The sequence below is a fragment of the Allobosea sp. genome, from assembly GCF_035999205.1.
In the GTDB taxonomy this organism is placed as follows: domain Bacteria; phylum Pseudomonadota; class Alphaproteobacteria; order Rhizobiales; family Beijerinckiaceae; genus Allobosea.
In genome coordinates, this window is the sequence record NZ_DASYHA010000019.1 from 116,844 (window position 1) to 134,702 (window position 17,859).

The following is a 17,859-nucleotide window of genomic DNA, read 5'->3' on the forward strand; positions in this document are numbered from 1 at the left end:
CGCGCGAGCGTCAGCGGTTGAGCCACCAGATCGAGGCGTTCAGCAGGGTCGCGAACGAGACCCAGGCGAGATAAGGCCAGAGCAGGTTCGCGGCCAAGCGGTCCAAGGGTCGAAAGGCCGCGATCGTGGCCGCGATCGCCGCCAGTAGCGGGATGATGACGACGAGGCCGGCGAGCGGGCTGTTGGCGCCAAAGAAGGCGAACGACCAGCTGATATTGAGCAAGAGCTGCAGGTGATAAACCAGCAGCGCGCGGCGTCGGCCGGCCGCGCCCACCGGCACGCGCAGGATGCGGAAGACGGAGAAGGCCATCAGCGCATAGAGCGCGGTCCAGACAGGCCCGAAAATCCAGTTCGGCGGATTGAAGGAAGGTTTGGCGAGGCCGGCATACCAGCCTGGAATCTGCGGCAAAGTCGCCGCGCTGCCCGCGAGCGAGGCAGCAACCACGGGCAGGATCGCGATCGCGAGCGCGGCCCAGATCGGAGGGAGGCCGGCGGAGCTGGAGTTGGGGGTGACGCTGTCCATGAGCGGATGATGGGGGCCGCCTGCAGGCAGGACAAGGGCGCGGCCTTGCGTCCGACCTGCAGCATGCGCCAGATGGTATTCCGGTCCCTCATGGAACTTTTGTGGATTTCCCATGTCCAAGCGCCAGCTTCACCCCCGCTCTCTCGCCGCGCAGGCCATGGGCAAGATCGATCCGACGACGAAGGGTGTCGTGCCGCCGATCCATGTCTCGACGACCTATATCCGCGACGAGGACAACGGCTATTCCACCGGCTTCATCTATGGCCGGCCCGACAATGAAACGACGCGCGAGGCCGAGAGCGTGCTCGCCATGCTGGAGCAGGCCAAGGCCGGGGCGCTGCTGTTCGGCTCGGGGATGGCCGCAGCGACCGCTGTCTTCCAGGCGCTCTCGCCGGGCGATCATGTCGTGGCATCGAAGGTGATGTACTGGGCGCTGCGTGCCTGGCTACTGACCGAGGCAACGCGCTGGGGCCTCGTCATCGAGTTCGTCGAGACCGACGACCTTGCGGCGCTCGCCGCCGCCGTGAAGCCGGGCAAGACCAAGCTGGTCTGGGCCGAGACGCCGTCGAACCCGCTCTGGACGATCACCGACATCGCGGCCGCCGCCGAAATCTCCCACAAGGCCGGCGCCAAGCTCGCGGTCGATTCCACCTGCGCCTCGCCGGTTCACACGCGCCCGCTGGCGCTCGGTGCCGACATCGTCATGCATGCGGCGACCAAGGTTCTGAACGGCCACTCCGATGTGGTCGCCGGTGCGCTCTGCGCCCGCGAGGACGACGAGTTCTGGAACCGTATCAAGACGGTGCGCAAGGGGCAGGGCGGGATCCTCGGCCCGTTCGAGGCCTATCTGCTGATGCGCGGCATGCGCACGCTCCATGTGCGGCAGGAGCGCCAGAGCGCCTCGGCCATGGCATTGGCGCAGCGGCTGTCAGCCCATCCGCTGGTGGCGCGCGTGCTCTATCCCGGCCTGCCGCAGCATCCCGGCCACGACATCGCGGCGCGGCAGATGGAAGGCGGCTTCGGCTACATGCTCTCCGTCCAGGTCGTCGGCGGCGAGGCCGCTGCGGTCAAGGCGGCCGCCCATGTCGAACTCTACAAGCGTGCGACCTCGCTCGGCGGCGTCGAGAGCCTGATCGAACATCGGGCCTCGATCGAGGGCGCCGGCTCGCCTTGCCCGCCGGATCTGCTGCGGCTGTCGACCGGCATCGAGGATCTTGAGGATCTCTATGGGGATCTCGACCAGGCGTTGAAGGCCGGGCACGGCTGACGCGCGGAGCTCAGGGCCAGATCGCCTTCGCCGCCGCGAGCAGCCGCGCGCGTTCCGCCAGCCCGTTGCGCCCGCCATTGATCCGCTTCGTCACGGCGGCGATGTCGTCGGCATCGGCGGCTTCGTTGCAGGCACGATCGCGCCAATAGGCGAAGGCGACGGCGAGCGAGACGGCCGGTTCCTTTGCACGTTCCGGCTCGGCCTCGAGGTCGATGCCGATCAGTCCGCCGTAGCGGCGATAGTTGAAGCGGCCGGTGAGCTGGAACATGCCGCGACCATGGTAGCGCGCGCCGTCGCCGGCCTGCGTGTTGCCGAGATCGCGTCGGCCCTCGTAGCGGACGAAGTAGGCGACGCCGCCATATTCTTCGAGCGTGCGGAAGCGATCGGTCTCATGGGCGGCCTGCGCCAGGAAATGGCACAGGCGCAGGCGGGTCGTGATGCCCGAAGCTGCTGCGAGGCCGTCGAAATGGGTCGCGATGCCGGCGATGATCGCGGGCTTTCCCGCCGGGGCCAGGCGTAGCAAGCGCTGGGCGGTGACGGCCAGGACCGGCGGAGTGCCGGGCGCGGCAGGCGCGTCTGCGCCCGATGCTCGCATGGACATGGATGGCTCCTCCTTCACGGGGAGCCATCATCGCGGCGCGCGCTGGCGCGGGGATAAGTGGACGGGGATGTCCCCGTGCTGGGAGAGGTCAGCCCTCGACGGCGGTGTATTCCGTCTCGATCGAGGAAGCGTGGGCCTCATGGTCGAAGCCGTAGATGTGGATCGAGATCGCGTCCTGGCTGCCGAAATTGCACATGCGATGGATGTTGGGGCCGCTTGGCAGCATGCAGGCGACATAGCCGGGGACGCGGTCGTGCTGCGCGTTCGCAACTGCGCGCTTCTCGTCGATGGCACGATACCAGGTCTCGGTGACTGTGCCGGAGACGACGCCGAAGCAGCACGAGCAATGGTGATCGTGAATCGAGGTGGCGGCTCCTGGGCTCCAGACCATGGCCCAGACACTGACGGCATCGTTGCCAGCGAGCAGGTTGCGGGCATAGCCGCCGGGCTTGCGCTCGAGCGGCAGGCGCTGGACGAGATCGGGTATCGCGACGAGCTCGTGAAGGACGCTGCGCGCGGCCGCGAGATAGTCGCGCGAGAGCGTGCCTTCATCCGTCCGCAGGCTGCGCAGGACGGCCCCGCGCCTCTCCTCGTTCAGAAAACCCTGCATGCCGTCGTCCCCCCGGATTCGATGATGGCATCAGGATATCTCCGCACGGCGAAACGAGTTTGCGATCTTGCTGCTATCTGCTGCCAATTCGAAATTCATTGCCAATTTTGACGCATGATGTAGAAAATTTTTGCGATGTCTGGATTTCAGGCGCGTCGTGCATTCCAAATTCCGCCGGAGAGGCCATGGCCAAGCTGGACGCCTTCGATCTTCGCATCCTGGCGCGGCTGCAGGAGGATGCGAGCCTGCCGCTGGCCGAACTCGCGGATGCCGTCGGGCTATCGTCGACGCCGTGCTGGCGGCGGGTGCAGAAGCTGGAGGCGGCGGGCTATATCCGCAAGCGCGTCGCCCTGCTCGACCGGGCCAAGCTGCAGGCCGGCGTCACCGTCTTCATCGCGGTCAAGACGGCGCGGCATTCGATGGAATGGCTCGAGCGCTTCCACGCGGCCGTGCACGACCTGCCCGAGATCGTGGACTTCTACCGGATGAGCGGCGAGATCGACTATCTGCTCAAGGCCTGCGTCAGCGACATCGCGGCCTATGATGCGCTCTACAAGAAGCTGATCTCTCGGATCGATCTCAACGATGTGACCTCGATGTTCGCGATGGAGGAACTGAAGTCGACCACCGCGATCCCGCTCGGCTTCGCCGAGACATAAGGGCGGAATCGGTCTCGGTTGGGGAACGAGGGCTCGGGAGGAAGAATAGCGGCATTGCCGCTACTCTTCCTCCCGAGCCGAACCTTGCTAGGATGGGTTGGTTATTCAGAAGCGGTAGGTGATGCCGGTGCCGATCAGCCAGGGATCGATCTTGACCTTGCCGGAGACGAGGCCGTTGTTGACCTTCACCTTGGGTTCGAGGAAAATCTTCTTAACGTCGAAGTTGATGCCCCAGTTCTTGTCGATCATGTAGTCGAAGCCGGCCTGCAGTGCGACACCGAAGCTGTCCTTGAGGTCGAAGCTGGTGAAGCCGCCCTTCGCCTTCTCGTTGAAGAAGACGGTGTAGTTCACGCCGACGCCGACATAGGGCTTGAAGGCGCCGAGATCGGTGAAGTGGTACTGCAGCATCAGGGTCGGCGGCAGTAGCCAGGCGGAGCCGATGCGCGCACCCGCGAGGGCGCCGGCACCCTTCACGTTGTGCGGGGTGACGCCAAGAATGAGCTCGACGGCGATGTTCTTGGTGAAGAAGTAGCTGATGTCGAGTTCGGGGACGACCGAGTTCGAGATGTTGACGTCGCCGCCGACGATCGGCGCGCCGCCGAGCTTGAGCCTGGCTTCCTCCTGAGGGACGACGACGAGGGCGCGGCCGCGGATCATCCACGGGCTCCACTGGGTCATGATCGGGGCGATCGGCGCCGCCTTGGCCGACGGCAGGTCGGCGGCATGCACTGAAGCGAACGGGGCGGTCAGCGCGGTCGCAGCGAGCAGCGTGGCGCAGGCGGAAAGATGGATCGTGCGTGACATGGCGGTGGCCCCCAGGGATCGAGAGCGCGAGGCGCGACGGCGCGCCCGCAGCTCGTTTCCCCAACAGCGCCGATTCCGCTCGATTTGATTTGACCGGGATCAAATCTGGACATGGGCCTGGAAGCCTGTGACATCGGGGTCACAGAGCGGGTGGCCAGATCAGGCCTTGGCGACCTTCTGGTAGTCCTTCACATCGGAGAAGGTCACGTCCGGCGCGCGCTCGGCGTCGTATTTCAGCGTGAACTGGCTGGAGGCCATGAAGACCGGGTCGCCGTCGAGATCGTCGGCCATCGAGGACGGCTTCAGCCCGACGAATTTCTGCAGCGCGGCCTTGTCCTCCGAGGAGACCCAGCGCGCGATCGAGAACTGGCAAGGCTCGAAATCGACGGGCAGCGAGTACTCGACGTCCATGCGTTCCTTGAGCACGTCGAGCTGCAGCGCGCCGACGACGCCGACGATGGCGGGGGCGCCGTCATGCGGCAGGAAGATCTGGACAACGCCTTCCTCGGCCATCTGCTGCAGCGCCTCGCGCAGCTTCTTGGCCTTCATCGCGTCCTTCAGCTTGACGCGACGCAGGATTTCCGGCGCGAAGGACGGCACGCCCTTGAAGATCACATCCTCGCCCTCGGTGAGGGTGTCGCCGATGCGCAGCGTGCCGTGGTTGGGCAGGCCGACGATGTCACCGGCATAGGCTTCCTCCGCGATCGAGCGGTCGCGGGCGAAGAAGAACTGCGGCGCGTTGAGCGGCATCGGCTTGCCGGTGCGGACGAGCTTGGCCTTCATGCCGCGCGAGAGCTTACCCGAGCAGACACGCATGAAGGCGATGCGGTCGCGGTGGTTCGGATCCATGTTCGCCTGGATCTTGAAGACGAAGCCGGTCATCTTCGGCTCGTCGGCCTCGATCGCGCGCTTGTCGGCGATCTGGGCACGCGGGCTCGGCGCATAGGCTCCCAGCGCATCGATCAGGTCGCGCACGCCGTAATCGCGCAGTGCCGCGCCGAAATAGAGCGGCGTCAGGTGGCCCTCGCGGAAGGCCTCGAGATCGAAGGGCTTCAGGCCCTCGCTGGCGAGGAAGACCTCCTCGCGCCAATGTTCGGCTGCGCCATGCGGCAGGAGCTCGTCGAACAGCTTGTCGTCCCAGCCCGAGACCTTCTGGTCCTCGGCGGTCTCGTCGCCCTTCTGGTTGCGGCGGAAGCTGTTGGCCTTGAGGTCATAGGTACCGACGAATTCGCGGCCACGCCCGACCGGCCAGGTCATCGGCGCGACGTCGAGGGCCAGCGTGTTCTCGATCTCGTTGATGAGGTCGAAGGGGTCGCGCGTCTCGCGGTCGACCTTGTTGATGAAGGTGACGATCGGGATGTCGCGCAGGCGGCAGACCTCGAACAGCTTCTTGGTGCGGTCCTCGATGCCCTTGGCGGCGTCGATGACCATGATGGCGCTGTCGACCGCGGTCAGCGTGCGATAGGTGTCCTCGGAGAAGTCCTCGTGGCCCGGCGTGTCCAGCAGGTTGAAGACGTGGCCGCCATATTCGAAGGTCATCACCGAGGTGACGACCGAGATGCCGCGCTGGCGCTCGATCTTCATCCAGTCCGAGGAGGTCTGGCGGCGGCCCTGCTTGGCGCGCACCTCGCCCGCGAGCTGAATCGCGCCGCCGAAATAGAGCAGCTTCTCGGTCAGCGTGGTCTTGCCGGCGTCGGGGTGCGAGATGATCGCGAAGGTGCGCCGGCGCGCATGCGGGGCGGCGCTCGCCGCGGACGCCTCGAAGGTCTGGATGTCGGTCATGGCGGTGTGAGAACAGGATGAGGCCGCCGAAGTCAATCGCGGCCGTCCCGCGCTCGCCAATTACGCCGGATTAATCATTGTATCCGATGCTGGCGTCTCCGGGATCGCGAGCGGGCGCCCGGGCCGCAAAACGAGAGACCTCATTAGCGATGGGCGCCCTGCGCAGGATCTCGGGCCAGATATTCGCGAGCGTCGCACTGCTCGGGGTTGCCGCGTTCATCACCATCCTCATGGGCATCCAGACGCTCAGCCGCTACGCCGAGATGACCGACGAGATGCAATCGGCGTCGGCGCGGGTGCTGATGGCAGAACGCATGAACGGCCTCGTCAACGCGGTGGTGATGGATACCCGCGGCATCATCATGAGCAGCGATGCGCAGGAGGTTGAACGCTTCGCCCAGCCCCTGCTGGCCAGCCTCGCCGAGATCCGGGCCGTCGTAGATCAGTGGCAGCTTCTGGTCAGCGCCAAGGACTTGGCGCGGTTCGAAGAGGTAGCCGCCCAGATCTCCGCCTTCGTGGCATTCCGCGAGGAGGCGGTCCGCCGCGGGCGCACGGAGGGCCCGGCGGCGGTGAATGCATTCAGCAACAACGAGGCCAATCGCAGCAACCGCCAGGCGCTCAATGCGTCGTTGAAGCAGCTCGCGGCCGCCAATGGTTCCGTGAGCAGTGTGATAGATCATGAACTCAATCTGCTGCAGGAGAACGGCGTCCGCAGCCAGCTCGCGACAGCGCTGGCAGTCTTGCTGCTGGGGCTGACGCTCACCGTGGTCGTCGTCGCGCGCAGCGTGGTCCGGCCCCTGCGGGTGCTCGCCACGACGATGCGCCGGATGGCCGATTCAGAGGCTGTCGAGACGGTTCCCCTGACCGGCCGGCGAGACGAGATCGGCGACATGGCACGATCGGTCGCCGTGTTCCGCGATCATGCCAGGGCTCGTGAGGCCCTCGAAGCCGAAGCGCGCGGCGCCGAAGGGGCGCGGGCGAAGCGCATGGCCAGGCGCGAGCAGCTCATCGCCGATTTCAACGTGCGGATCGATTCCGTGCTGAACACGGTCCGGATCAGCGTCGACGAGATGGAAGGGACGGCGCGCAGCCTGAATGCGGTCGCGTCCAGCGCGACCTCGCAGGCGAACGAGACGCGCGGGGCGGCGCTCGACGCTTCCGACAATGTCCGCTCGATCGCCGCCGCTTCCGAGGAGCTCTCGGAGTCGATCTCGGACATCGCCGACCGGATCGGCCAGACCGACAGCGTGGTCAAGAGCGCCGCGCGCGATGCCGCCAAGGCGCGCACCAGTGTCGCCAACCTGCTCGACGCGGCCGAGAGCATCGCGAAGGTCGTCGGATTGATCCGCGAGATCGCGGCCCAGACCAACCTGCTCGCGCTCAATGCCACGATCGAGGCGGCACGCGCCGGAGAAACCGGGCGCGGCTTTGCCGTCGTCGCTGGCGAGGTCAAGCTGCTCGCGAGCCGCACGGCGCTCGCCACCGACGAGATCGCCGAGCGGATCGCGGCCTTCGAGAGCGAGACGCAGGGCGCTGTCGCGGCGATCGAGACCATCGCAAGGGTCATGGGCGAGGTGGCCCAGCACACGGTCGCCATCGCCGGAGCAACGAGCCAGCAGATGATCGCCACCTCCGAAATCGCCAGCAGCGCGCAAGCAACCGCGAGCGGCACCGCCGGCGTCGCCAGCCAGATGGAGGGCGTGACCTCGACCTCCCAGGCCGCGATGCTGTCGGCGAGCCAGGCACTGTCCACTGCCGAGAACCTCGCGCGCGAGGCGCAGGTCCTGCGTGCGGCCGTTGGGACCTTCTTCGCGGATATGAAGGCGGCCTGATCGATTTGCAGTCGCGGCCGCTGCATGGCCTGCCGAAAATGGCCATCCTGACGCATCCGTGACCGTTTCGGACGGATTCGTGACCGGTCCGGGCCAGCCAAACGCCGCATTCCCACGTTCCTCTGTTCGCAAAGACGAACAGGGGACACGGCATGCAGCAATCCAACCAGGCGGATCCGCAACCGACGCTGTCGATTTTCGATGCCGTGACCATCATGGTCGGTATCGTCGTCGGTATCGGCATCTTCAAGACGCCCTCCCTCGTCGCCGGCAGCGTCGACAGCGAGGCGGCCTTTCTGGGCGTGTGGATCGCCGGCGGCCTGGTCACGCTGATCGGGGCGCTCTGCTATGCGGAACTCGCTGCCGCGCATCCCCATGCCGGCGGCGAGTATCATTTTCTCGGACGGGCCTATGGCCGGTCCATGGCCGTGCTGTTCGGCTGGGCGCGCGGCTCGGTCATCCAGACCGGGGCGATCGCGGCCGTCGCCTTCGTGCTCGGCGACTACGCCGCGCAGATCGTGCCGATCGGCCCCCATGGCCCGGCGATCTATGCTGCCTTGTCGATCGTCGCTCTGACCGCACTCAACGTCGCCGGCACGGTGCAGAGCAAGACGCTCCAGATCGGCGTGACCTTCGTCGAGGTCGGGCTGATAGCGGCGATCATCGCCTTCGGCTTCCTGGGCAGCGCGGACGATGCCGTGCCGGCCGTCTCTACCACGCCCGAATCCGCCGCGCTCGGCATGGCGATGATCTTCGTGCTGCTGACCTATGGCGGCTGGAACGAGGCGGCGTATCTGTCCGGCGAACTCAAGAATCCCGGGCGCAACATGGTGCGCGTGCTGGTGATCGGCACCGCAATCCTGGTCGCGCTCTATCTTCTGGCCAATGCCGCACTGCTCGCCATTCTCGGGCTCGACGGCTTGCGCGATTCGCAGGCGGTGGCGACGGACATGATGCGGCTCGTCGCCGGCGACACCGGGGCCCTCATCGTCAGCCTTGCGATCGTCGTCGCTGCGTTGTCGACGCTGAACGCCACGATCTTCACCGGCGCACGCGTCTATTTCGCCATGGCACGCGACATCACGCTGCTGCCCAGCGTCGGCGAGTGGGATCAGCGGGGCCGGGCTCCGGCCAACGGGCTGCTCGCCCAGGGCGCCGTCGCGTTGCTGCTGGTCGCGCTCGGTGCCGCCACCAGAGACGGTTTTCAGGCGATGGTCGACTACAGCGCCCCCGTATTCTGGGCCTTCCTCTTCCTGGTCGGGCTGGCGCTCCCGATCCTGCGCTGGCGCGAGCCGTCGCGCGCGCTGCCCTTTCGCGTCCCGCTCTATCCGCTGACGCCGGCGCTGTTCTGCCTCAGCTGCCTCTACATGCTGCATGCGAGCCTCGCCTATACCGGCAACGGCGCCTTCATCGGGCTCGGGGTCGTTCTGGCTGGGCTGCCTTTGCTGCTGTTCCAGCGCCGGGTGCGCCCCTCGGGGCCGGAACCTGCGCTGCTCCCATCACCTCCCCGCCCGTTACTCGTTCAGCAAGGAGACAGATGATGAAGACGTTTCGAGCCCTCGCGACCGCCTGCGCAATCTCCGTGCTCGCCCTCGGGGCAGCCCAGGCGCAGCCCGCCCAGGCCGGCAAGACGACCCCGACCGTGCCGGCCTACGTGCCGCAGTCCGGTCAGGCGGGGAAGGACGTCGTCTGGGTGCCGACGCAGGACGCGCTGGTGGCGCGGATGCTGGACATGGCCAAGGTGACGAAGGACGACAGGCTGGTCGATCTCGGCTCCGGCGACGGCCGCACGGTCATCGCGGCCGCCAAGCGCGGACTGAATGCGCGCGGCATCGAGTACAACGCCGATCTCGTGACGTTGTCGCAACGCAATGCCGAAGCCGAAGGCGTCTCCGACAAGGCGCGGTTCGAGCGTGGTGACATCTTCGAGACCGACTTCTCCGATGCGACGGTGGTGACGCTGTTCCTGCTGCCGGAGCTCAATCTGCGTCTGCGGCCCACCTTGCTGAACATGAAGCCGGGCACGCGCATCGTCTCGAACAGCTTCACAATGGATGACTGGACGCCCGACGAGACGGCGGTGCTGGCCGAGAATTGCTCGACCTTCTGCCGCGCCCATCACTGGGTCGTGCCGGCGAAGGTCGCCGGGACCTGGCGGCTGGGCGACGGCGAGTTGCGGCTGACCCAGACCTTCCAGATGCTGGAAGGCTACCTCGCGCAAGGCGGCAGGAAGGCGCCGATCTCCCAGGCCAGGATGAAGGGCAGCGAGATCAGCTTCATGATCGATGGCCGCCGCTACACCGGCACGGTCGATGGCGCTCGCATCACCGGCCGCAGCGAGGGGGAGGGCGCGGCTCGGGACTGGCAGGCGATGCGCAGCAGCACCTGACGCCGACGACTAGCAGCGACCGCACCGGCGGCCGCCTCAGTTCTTGAGGCGATAGCCGGTGCGGAAGATCCAGCCGACCGCGGCGATGCAGATGGCGAGGAAGACGAGCGTCATGCCCAGGCTGACGCCGACGCCGACATCGGCGATGCCGAAGAAGCTCCAGCGGAAGCCGCTGATCAGATAGACGACCGGGTTGAACAGCGCGATCGTCCGCCAGATCCCCGGCAGCATGTCGATCGAATAGAAGGAGCCGCCGAGGAAGGCGAGCGGAGTCACGACCAGCAGCGGGATGACCTGCAGCTTCTCGAAGCCGTCGGCCCAGATGCCGATGATGAAGCCGAACAGGCTGAAGGTTGCCGCCGTCAGCACCAGGAACAGCAGCATCCAGACGGGATGCTCGATCCTGAGCGGCACGAAGAAGGTTGCCGTCACCAGGATGATCAGGCCGAGCACGATTGATTTCGTCGCGGCCGCGCCGACATAGCCGAGCACCGCCTCCCACCAGGCGACCGGCGCGGAGAGCAGCTCGTACATCGTGCCGGTGAACTTCGGGAAATAGATCGCGAAGGAGGCGTTGGCGATGCTCTGCGTCAGCAGCGTCAGCATGATCAGGCCCGGCACGATGAAGGCGCCGTAGGTGATGCCGTCGATGGCCTGCATGCGCGAGCCGATGGCCGCGCCGAAGACCACGAAATAGAGCGAGGTCGAGAGCACCGGCGAGACGACGCTCTGCAGGGGCGTGCGCAGCGTGCGCGCCATCTCGAAGCGGTAGATCGCTCCGATGGCGTGCCAGTTGATGCTGGTCATGCTCATCGGCGGTCCTTCACGAGGCTGACGAAGATGTCCTCCAGCGAGCTCTGGCTCGTCTGCAGGTCGTTGAAGCGGATGCCGGCCTCGCCGAGGGCGTGGAGCAGGGCGGTGATGCCGGTGCGTTCCGCTTTGGTGTCGTAGGTGTAGACCAGCTCCTCGCCGCCCGCGGCCAGTTCGAGGCCATACCCGGAGAGCGCGGCGGGCAGTGCGCTCAGCGGCTGTTGCAGGCTCAAGGTGAGCTGCTTGCGGCCGAGCTTGCGCATCAGCTCGACCTTGTCCTCGACCAGGATGATCTCGCCCTTGCTGATGACGCCGACGCGGTCGGCCATCTCCTCGGCCTCCTCGATATAATGCGTGGTCAGGATGATGGTGACGCCGCTGTCGCGCAGCCGTCGCACGAGCTGCCACATGTCCTGCCTGAGCTCGACATCGACGCCGGCGGTGGGCTCGTCGAGGAAGAGGATGCGCGGCTCATGGGCGAGCGCCTTGGCGATCATGACGCGCCGCTTCATTCCGCCCGAGAGCCTGCGGATCTGCGTGTCGCGCTTGTCCCAGAGCGAGAGATCCTTGAGCACCTGTTCGATCAGGGCAGGATCCTTGCCCTTCCCGAAGAGGCCGCGGCTGAAGGCGACGGTGGCGCGCACGGTCTCGAAGGCGTCCGTGGTCAATTCCTGCGGCACCAGCCCAATCTTGGCGCGGGCGGCGCGGTAGTCGGCGACGATGTCGTGGCCATCGGCCCGCACCGTCCCCGTGCTCGGATTGACCAGTCCGCAGATGATGCTGATCAGCGTCGTCTTCCCCGCGCCGTTGGGGCCGAGCAGGGCAAAGATTTCGCCCCGGCGGATGTCGAGATCGAGGGACTTCAGGGCCTGGAAGCCGGAAGCATAGGTCTTAGAAAGGCCGGAAACGGAAATGATCGCTGGCATGGGCGGCATATAGGGCAGTTCCGGTGACGATGCGATGGCGGGTGGGCGCAACGCTGCGATGCGTTGCCTGGCAAGGAATGGGCTATCGCCTCGCATTGCCAGCCCATGTCGGCAGTGTCGTTGCGCAAACGAGAATGGCCGGGACGAGCCCGGCCATGTCGATCATGTCGATGAGCGATGGTTCAGCGCATGAAGAACCAAAGCAGGATGATGATCGGAATCGGAACTCCGAGCAGCCAAAGAGCTATCGAACGCATTTGCTGCACCCCCAAGGTGGATGTGACGACCTATGCGGGGGCAACGCTGCTCCGGCGCCAAATGTTCCGTGCCGCCGGAGGACTTACTTGAACGCGATGCTGTTGAGCATCGTCTTGATTGCGCCGTCGTGTTTCTTATGGCCTTCATGCGAGGCCCAATAGGTCATCATGATGATCTTGCCGCTCGCAACCTTCGGGTTGATGCCGAGATAGCGCACGATCGAAGGGCCATCCGGGCTTGTCGCCAGCATCTCGGTGAACGACCAGGGCCGGCCGTTCACCTCTTGCGCGACGGTTTCGGTGGCGCTGGTGAATTTCACGCCTTCCTTGGCGAAGTAGGCGTCGTGCTCCTTCTGCAGCGCTGCGATCTGGTCGGGTGGCACGAGTTCGAACCAGATATAGATCTCCTCATCCGGCGTCTTGATCTCCAGACCGCGCTCGACTTTGCCATGCTTCCAGTCGTCGGGGGTCGTGATCACGGCGACCGGATCGGCTCCGGTGATCGGAAGCGCGGCGGCCCAAGCTCGTGCCGCCATCGTCGGCCCAACCAGCATCGCTGCCAACACGAACGCGCACAGAACCTTCCTCATCGTCGCCAACCTCCCGCTCCACGACGCGAACCGCTTCCGCGTCGGCGGCAAGGTGGCCGCCGGCAAATGGAAAGCAAGCTTCGGAGCCGGCCATTGCAAAATGGTCAGTCGCCTTCGCCCTGCGCGCTCGGATGCCAGAGCGGCCGGAAGCCATGGGCCAACGCTGCCAGGGATGCGGGCGGCGTCAGCACGGCCGCGGTCCCTGTCGGGCGGGGCTCGCGTGTGCCATAGCCGGCGGGCGTCCAGACCAGTGCGTCGCCGCCGCGGATCGCAAGCCAGTGCGGACCGTCGGCGATCATCGCGCCGTCTGGCAGATCTGCGGCGGGCAGGTGATGGACGCGTTTGCGCCGGCCGGTGCGTCGCTCCGCGTCCAGCAGCCGGTCGATCTCGGGGAAGGATGGCGGGACGAGCAGTCCCGTCCCGCGCATCAGCGCGGCGCGATAGGCGAGCGCATCGGCGCGGCGACATTCCATGCAGGGGCGGTGGCCCGCGGCGAGCGCGGTCACCTCGTCGCAGAAGAACAGCTCGGTATAGCCGCGCCCCCAGACCTGCCGCTGCCGCTGCTTGAAAGAGAGCACGCAGCAGATCCATTGCCGGCTTGCATAGCTGCGCTGAGGCAGGGCGAGCGTCTGCGGGTCATGGAAGCGTCCGCCGCGATTGCCGAACAGCAGGCCGCGCGCCGGATCGGCAAAGAGACCGCCATCGGGCGCGATGCGGTTAGGCAGCGGCATGGCACAAACCGCGGGCATCTCCGAAACCCCGCGGGCCCCTGACGCGTTCCGACAGGCGACGCGTTCCAGAATCGTGCCTGAGCGCTGCTGATTCCGGCGCCGTGATGGAGATGATCATGCTGACCTTCTACCATGCCCCGCAGTCACGATCCTTCAGCATCCTGTGGCTGCTGGAGGAGCTCGGCGAGCCCTACTCCATGGAGCTGATCGATATTCGCGGCGAGGACGGTGCGCCCGAATCCTATCGCGCGATCCAGGCGCACAAGAAGGTGCCGGCTCTCGCGCATGACGGCGTCATCGTCACGGAACGCGCCGCGATCTCGCTTTATCTCGCAGACGCCTTTCCACGGGCCGGTCTCGCGCCGGCCATCGGCGACCCGTCGCGCGCCGCCTATCTGACGGCGCTGGTCTATGCCGATGCCGTGCTCGACCCAGTCATCGCGGCAAAGGCCCTCGGCGTCGACTACCCGCCGCGAAATGTCTCGTTCGGGTCGCTCGACGACGCCGTCGCCCATCTCGAAAGCCGGCTGGCGCAAGGCCATGCCGCGGGCGGGCGCTTCACCGCCGCCGACACCCAGCTCGGGACCGCGGTCCATTACGGCATGAACATCGTCGGCGTGCTGCCGAGGCGGCCGGTCTTCGAGGCCTACATGACGCGCATGCTCGCGCGCCCGGCCTTGCAGCGGACGCTGGCGAAAGAGGAGGCGCTGGCGAAGGGCGCCTGAGGTTAGGCCCCACGGCGTGGACCAAGTCGCCGGGTCGCAAGCCGGCGCAGGCAGGCGATCGCCCCGCATGACCGATTGGCGTGCTGTTTCTACGATCCCGTCAGGATCATCTTAACGTTACGCCGAGGTAAGCCCCGCGGCGTAAGGCATTTGAAGTATTTTCCGCGTCATCCAGAGGCAAGGCAAAAGCCGAAACCCGAAGATTTGCGGAAAATTCAAGCGCCGATGAACGCCTATATTCCCTTGATCTTGTTCACGGTGCTGACCAACGCCGCGGCGCAGCTGATGTTGAAGCGCGGCATGACCGGCGTGGGCACGCTCGACATCGCCGGCGACGGCCTGATCTGGACGGTCTTCCGGGTGGTCTTCAACCCGTTCGTCTTCGCGGGGCTGTGCACCTTCGTGATCAGCATGGCCTCGCATCTGGTCGTGCTCTCGAAGGTGCAGATCTCCTACGCCTATCCCTTCCTGAGCCTCGCCTATGTCGTGGTCGCGGCCTACGCCTACTTCGTCTTCAACGAGGACCTCGGCGCAGCGCGGATCGCGGGCATCGGCTTCATCGTGCTCGGCACCATCTTCATCGCTCAAAGCTGAGGGACATCATGGATCTGATCGTTCGCCTGTTCCTGCGCCTCGGCGCCCTGCTGGAACCCCGGCCCATGCCGGCCCTCCTTCCCGTACCGGTGCGCAACCAGCGCCCGCGCCTGCCGCATTGAGCCGGAGAGACCGAACGTGAAACACATCATCATCGGTGGCGACGGCTTCGTCGGCTCTCATCTGGCGGCGAACCTCTCGACCATGGGCGAGGAGGTACTGGTCGCCGATATCGTCAAGAGCAACCATGCCCACTATGCCAGGGTCCCGTTCCTCAAGATCGATGTGACGGATGCCGAAAGCGTCGCCTCGATCCCGCTCGACAAGGACGACCTCGTCTACAACCTCTCGGCCAAGATGCTGTCGCCGATCGTGACGCGGGCCGAGCGCTACGACTTCTTCTGGCCGGTGAACTATCACGGCACGCAGAACATCCTGAGCTGGATGGAGAAGCACGGAGCCAACAAGCTCGTGCACTTCACTACCGACATGATCTACGGCCATTCGGTGACGGTTCCGCAGGACGAGGACCATCCCGCCCGGCCGCTCGGCGAATATGGCGAGAGCAAGCTCGCAACCGAGACGCTGGCGCAGAGCTATCGCGACAAGGGCTTCCAGATTCCGATCTTCCGGCCGCGCCTGATCATCGGTCCCGGCCGCCTCGGCATCCTCGTCAAGCTGTTCAAGCTGATCGACCTGAACCTGCCGGTGCCGATGATCGGTTCGGGCAAGAACCCCTACCAGTTCATCTCGGTGTTCGACTGCGCCAGTGCCTGCATCGCCGCCTGGAAGGCCGGCTTCCCGAACTCGGCCTATAATCTCGGTTCGGACGATCCGCCGCCGGTCCGCAAGCTGCTGGGCGACCTGATCAAGCATGCCGGGTCGAAGTCGATGCTGTTGCCGACGCCGGCGCCGCTGGTGAAGCTCACGCTCGATGCGCTCGATGCGGTGAATCTGCCGATCATGGATCCCGAGCAGTATCGGATTGCCGACGAGATCTGTATTCTCGATACTTCCAAGGCCAAGCGCGAACTCGGCTGGACGCCGAAGCATCGCGACGAGGACATGCTGCTCGCTGCCTATACGGAGTATCGCAAAGCCAAGGACGCTGCCGCCCAGCAGAAGGACCTCGCCGCATGAGCACCGCTTTCGATTACAAGGACATGGCCGCAGGCGGGACGGGCGCCCGGCCGAAGCTCTACAGCGTCGAGGATGCCAAGCAGCTCGACGTGCAGACGGTGAAGGAGCTCTTTGCCAGTCACATCAATCCCGGCCAGCTGCACTTCCTCAAGCTGCTCGGCTTCGACAAGATCCTCGTCGATCGCGCCGAGGGCATGCACTACATCACCAGGGACGGCCGCAAGATCCTGGATTTCTTTGGCGGCTTCTGCTCGGTCGCCTTCGGCCACAACCATCCCCGCATCGTCGCGGCCCGGAAGAAGTTCCAGGACGAGAACCGCCATGAGATCTGCATGGCGTTCATGTCGCAATACGCCTCGGCGCTGGCGGCCAATCTGGCTGCGATCGCGCCCGGCGATCTCGACATGGTTTTCCTCGGCTCGACCGGCTCGGAGGCGATGGAGGCGGCACTGAAGGTTGCCGAGCAGGCGCAGGGGCCGGAGAGATCCAAGATCCTGCACGCGGCGAATTCGTTCCACGGCAAGACCAAGGGCGTGCTCTCGGTCACGGATTCGACGCTCTACCAGTCGCAGTTCAAGCTGGTCGACAACCGGGTCAAGGTGCCCTTCGGCGACATCAATGCGGTCCGGCTGGCGCTGGAGAGCGACCCCGCGATCGGCATCGTGGTGATGGAGACGATCCAGGGCGGCGGCGGCATCGTCGAGGCGCCCGTCGGCTTCTGGCGGGAACTCCGCGCGCTCTGCGACAAGCACGGCGTGCTTTGGGTCGCCGACGAGGTGCAGTGCGGCCTCGGGCGCACCGGCCAGTTCTTCGCCTTCGAACGTGACGGGGTGGTGCCGGATGTGACCGCGCTCGCCAAGGCGCTCGGTGGCTCGAAGGCGGCGGTCGGCGCGATGATCGCGCGGCGCGAGCTCTACATGAAGGCCTATGGCAAGCCGAAGGCCGCGCTGATCCATGCGCAGGCGACCTTCGGTGGCATGGGCGAAGCCTGCATTTCTGCGATCGAGGGGCTGAACGTGCTCTATGAGGAAGACCTCATGGGCAATGCGCAGCGTCAGGGCGATTACCTGATCGCAAGGCTGAACGAGCTGCGCCTCAAGCATCCGAGCCTGCTCAAGGAGATCCGCGGGCGCGGCCTAATGATCGGCGTCGAGTTCCAGGACATCAGCGAGACCATGCCTTTCGGGCTCAAGCACATGGTCGCGCTGCTTGACGACAAGCTCAAGGGTTCGCTCTGCGGCTTCGTCGGCGCGCTGCTGCTGAAGGATTACGACGTGCTCGTCGCCTTCACCGAGTACAACCGCAACGTCATTCGCCTCGAGCCGCCGCTGATCGCGACGCGCGAGGATTGCGACACCTTCATCAATGCTTTGGACGACCTGCTGTCGCGCGGCATCACGCGCATCGTGACCGATTATCTGCGCAAGGTCGCGGTTTCGAAGGGCTGAGCCGGCAGCTTCGTGACGTTCTGGAAAGGGCCGGCTCGCCGGCCCTTTTTGCGTTGGCTAAGCAGCAAAAACGGCTCCCCGGGAGGATCGGGAAGCCGTTTGTGAACTGGGTCTGCGAAAATCCGGTTCTGCGTGGCGGCGGCCCTGCGGGTTCCTGGCCCCGGGCCGCCA

Annotated in this window: 18 protein-coding genes; 9 read left to right on the plus strand and 9 right to left on the minus strand. The window is 65.8% G+C overall.

Going from position 1 to position 17,859, the window contains the following annotated elements:
* Positions 1 to 10 precede the first annotated feature (10 nt).
* Positions 11 to 523, minus strand: a complete 513-nt coding sequence (locus VGN82_RS08660) for a TspO/MBR family protein (protein ID WP_327526608.1) — start codon at positions 521 to 523, stop codon at positions 11 to 13.
* Positions 524 to 635: 112 nt separating this feature from the next.
* On the opposite strand from VGN82_RS08660, the gene VGN82_RS08665 reads away from it, so the two are divergent.
* Positions 636 to 1,790, plus strand: coding sequence for a trans-sulfuration enzyme family protein (locus tag VGN82_RS08665; RefSeq protein WP_327526609.1), 1,155 nt, complete (start codon positions 636 to 638; stop codon positions 1,788 to 1,790).
* A gap of 10 nt (positions 1,791 to 1,800) precedes the next feature.
* On the opposite strand, the gene VGN82_RS08670 is transcribed toward VGN82_RS08665, so the two are convergent.
* Complete coding sequence (locus VGN82_RS08670) at positions 1,801 to 2,391, minus strand: glycoside hydrolase family 19 protein (protein WP_327526610.1); 591 nt, start codon at positions 2,389 to 2,391, stop codon at positions 1,801 to 1,803.
* 88 nt (positions 2,392 to 2,479) lie between these two features.
* Entirely contained in the window at positions 2,480 to 3,001 is a 522-nt protein-coding gene (locus VGN82_RS08675; protein WP_327526611.1) for a cysteine dioxygenase, read from the minus strand.
* Between the two features lie 185 nt (positions 3,002 to 3,186).
* Between VGN82_RS08675 and VGN82_RS08680 the strand changes: the two genes are divergently transcribed.
* Positions 3,187 to 3,660, plus strand: coding sequence for an Lrp/AsnC family transcriptional regulator (locus VGN82_RS08680; RefSeq protein ID WP_414644239.1), 474 nt, complete (start codon positions 3,187 to 3,189; stop codon positions 3,658 to 3,660).
* A gap of 105 nt (positions 3,661 to 3,765) precedes the next feature.
* Here VGN82_RS08680 and VGN82_RS08685 read toward each other — a convergent pair whose 3' ends face one another.
* Complete coding sequence (locus tag VGN82_RS08685) at positions 3,766 to 4,464, minus strand: OmpW/AlkL family protein (protein WP_327526612.1); 699 nt, start codon at positions 4,462 to 4,464, stop codon at positions 3,766 to 3,768.
* A gap of 159 nt (positions 4,465 to 4,623) precedes the next feature.
* A complete protein-coding gene (locus VGN82_RS08690) occupies positions 4,624 to 6,246 on the minus strand; it encodes a peptide chain release factor 3 (RefSeq protein ID WP_327526613.1) in 1,623 nt (540 codons plus the stop codon).
* 149 nt (positions 6,247 to 6,395) lie between these two features.
* Between VGN82_RS08690 and VGN82_RS08695 the strand changes: the two genes are divergently transcribed.
* The 3 genes from VGN82_RS08695 (at position 6,396) to VGN82_RS08705 (ending at position 10,467) form a co-directional block, all read left to right on the plus strand.
* Positions 6,396 to 8,078 carry a methyl-accepting chemotaxis protein gene (locus VGN82_RS08695; protein WP_327526614.1) on the plus strand — a complete coding sequence of 561 codons (1,683 nt, stop codon included), beginning with the start codon at positions 6,396 to 6,398 and terminating at the stop codon, positions 8,076 to 8,078.
* A gap of 152 nt (positions 8,079 to 8,230) precedes the next feature.
* A complete protein-coding gene (locus VGN82_RS08700) occupies positions 8,231 to 9,619 on the plus strand; it encodes an APC family permease (RefSeq protein ID WP_327526615.1) in 1,389 nt (462 codons plus the stop codon).
* Positions 9,619 to 10,467 carry a class I SAM-dependent methyltransferase gene (locus VGN82_RS08705; protein ID WP_327526616.1) on the plus strand — a complete coding sequence of 283 codons (849 nt, stop codon included), beginning with the start codon at positions 9,619 to 9,621 and terminating at the stop codon, positions 10,465 to 10,467. Before VGN82_RS08700 ends, VGN82_RS08705 begins: the two co-directional genes overlap by 1 nt.
* Before the next feature lie 36 nt (positions 10,468 to 10,503).
* On the opposite strand, the gene VGN82_RS08710 is transcribed toward VGN82_RS08705, so the two are convergent.
* The 4 genes from VGN82_RS08710 to VGN82_RS08725 all read right to left on the minus strand — a co-directional run bounded on the left by VGN82_RS08710 (position 10,504) and on the right by VGN82_RS08725 (position 13,781).
* On the minus strand, positions 10,504 to 11,280 hold the full coding sequence (locus tag VGN82_RS08710) for an ABC transporter permease (protein ID WP_414644240.1): 777 nt from the start codon (positions 11,278 to 11,280) through the stop codon (positions 10,504 to 10,506).
* On the minus strand, positions 11,277 to 12,203 hold the full coding sequence (locus VGN82_RS08715; RefSeq protein ID WP_327526954.1) for an ABC transporter ATP-binding protein: 927 nt from the start codon (positions 12,201 to 12,203) through the stop codon (positions 11,277 to 11,279). Before VGN82_RS08715 ends, VGN82_RS08710 begins: the two co-directional genes overlap by 4 nt.
* A gap of 340 nt (positions 12,204 to 12,543) precedes the next feature.
* On the minus strand, positions 12,544 to 13,050 hold the full coding sequence (locus VGN82_RS08720; RefSeq protein WP_327526617.1) for a hypothetical protein: 507 nt from the start codon (positions 13,048 to 13,050) through the stop codon (positions 12,544 to 12,546).
* A 104-nt stretch (positions 13,051 to 13,154) separates the two neighbouring features.
* A complete protein-coding gene (locus VGN82_RS08725) occupies positions 13,155 to 13,781 on the minus strand; it encodes a hypothetical protein (RefSeq protein WP_327526618.1) in 627 nt (208 codons plus the stop codon).
* A 116-nt stretch (positions 13,782 to 13,897) separates the two neighbouring features.
* On the opposite strand from VGN82_RS08725, the gene VGN82_RS08730 reads away from it, so the two are divergent.
* The 4 genes from VGN82_RS08730 (at position 13,898) to VGN82_RS08745 (ending at position 17,688) form a co-directional block, all read left to right on the plus strand.
* Complete coding sequence (locus VGN82_RS08730; RefSeq protein ID WP_327526619.1) at positions 13,898 to 14,506, plus strand: glutathione S-transferase family protein; 609 nt, start codon at positions 13,898 to 13,900, stop codon at positions 14,504 to 14,506.
* A 225-nt stretch (positions 14,507 to 14,731) separates the two neighbouring features.
* Positions 14,732 to 15,100: a DMT family transporter gene (locus VGN82_RS08735; protein ID WP_327526620.1), complete on the plus strand. Its 369-nt coding sequence runs from the start codon at positions 14,732 to 14,734 to the stop codon at positions 15,098 to 15,100.
* A 138-nt stretch (positions 15,101 to 15,238) separates the two neighbouring features.
* Positions 15,239 to 16,240, plus strand: coding sequence for an NAD-dependent epimerase/dehydratase family protein (locus VGN82_RS08740; RefSeq protein ID WP_327526621.1), 1,002 nt, complete (start codon positions 15,239 to 15,241; stop codon positions 16,238 to 16,240).
* Positions 16,237 to 17,688, plus strand: coding sequence for an aspartate aminotransferase family protein (locus tag VGN82_RS08745; protein ID WP_327526622.1), 1,452 nt, complete (start codon positions 16,237 to 16,239; stop codon positions 17,686 to 17,688). The genes VGN82_RS08740 and VGN82_RS08745 overlap by 4 nt, the downstream gene beginning before the upstream one ends.
* The last annotated feature ends 171 nt before the right edge of the window (positions 17,689 to 17,859 follow it).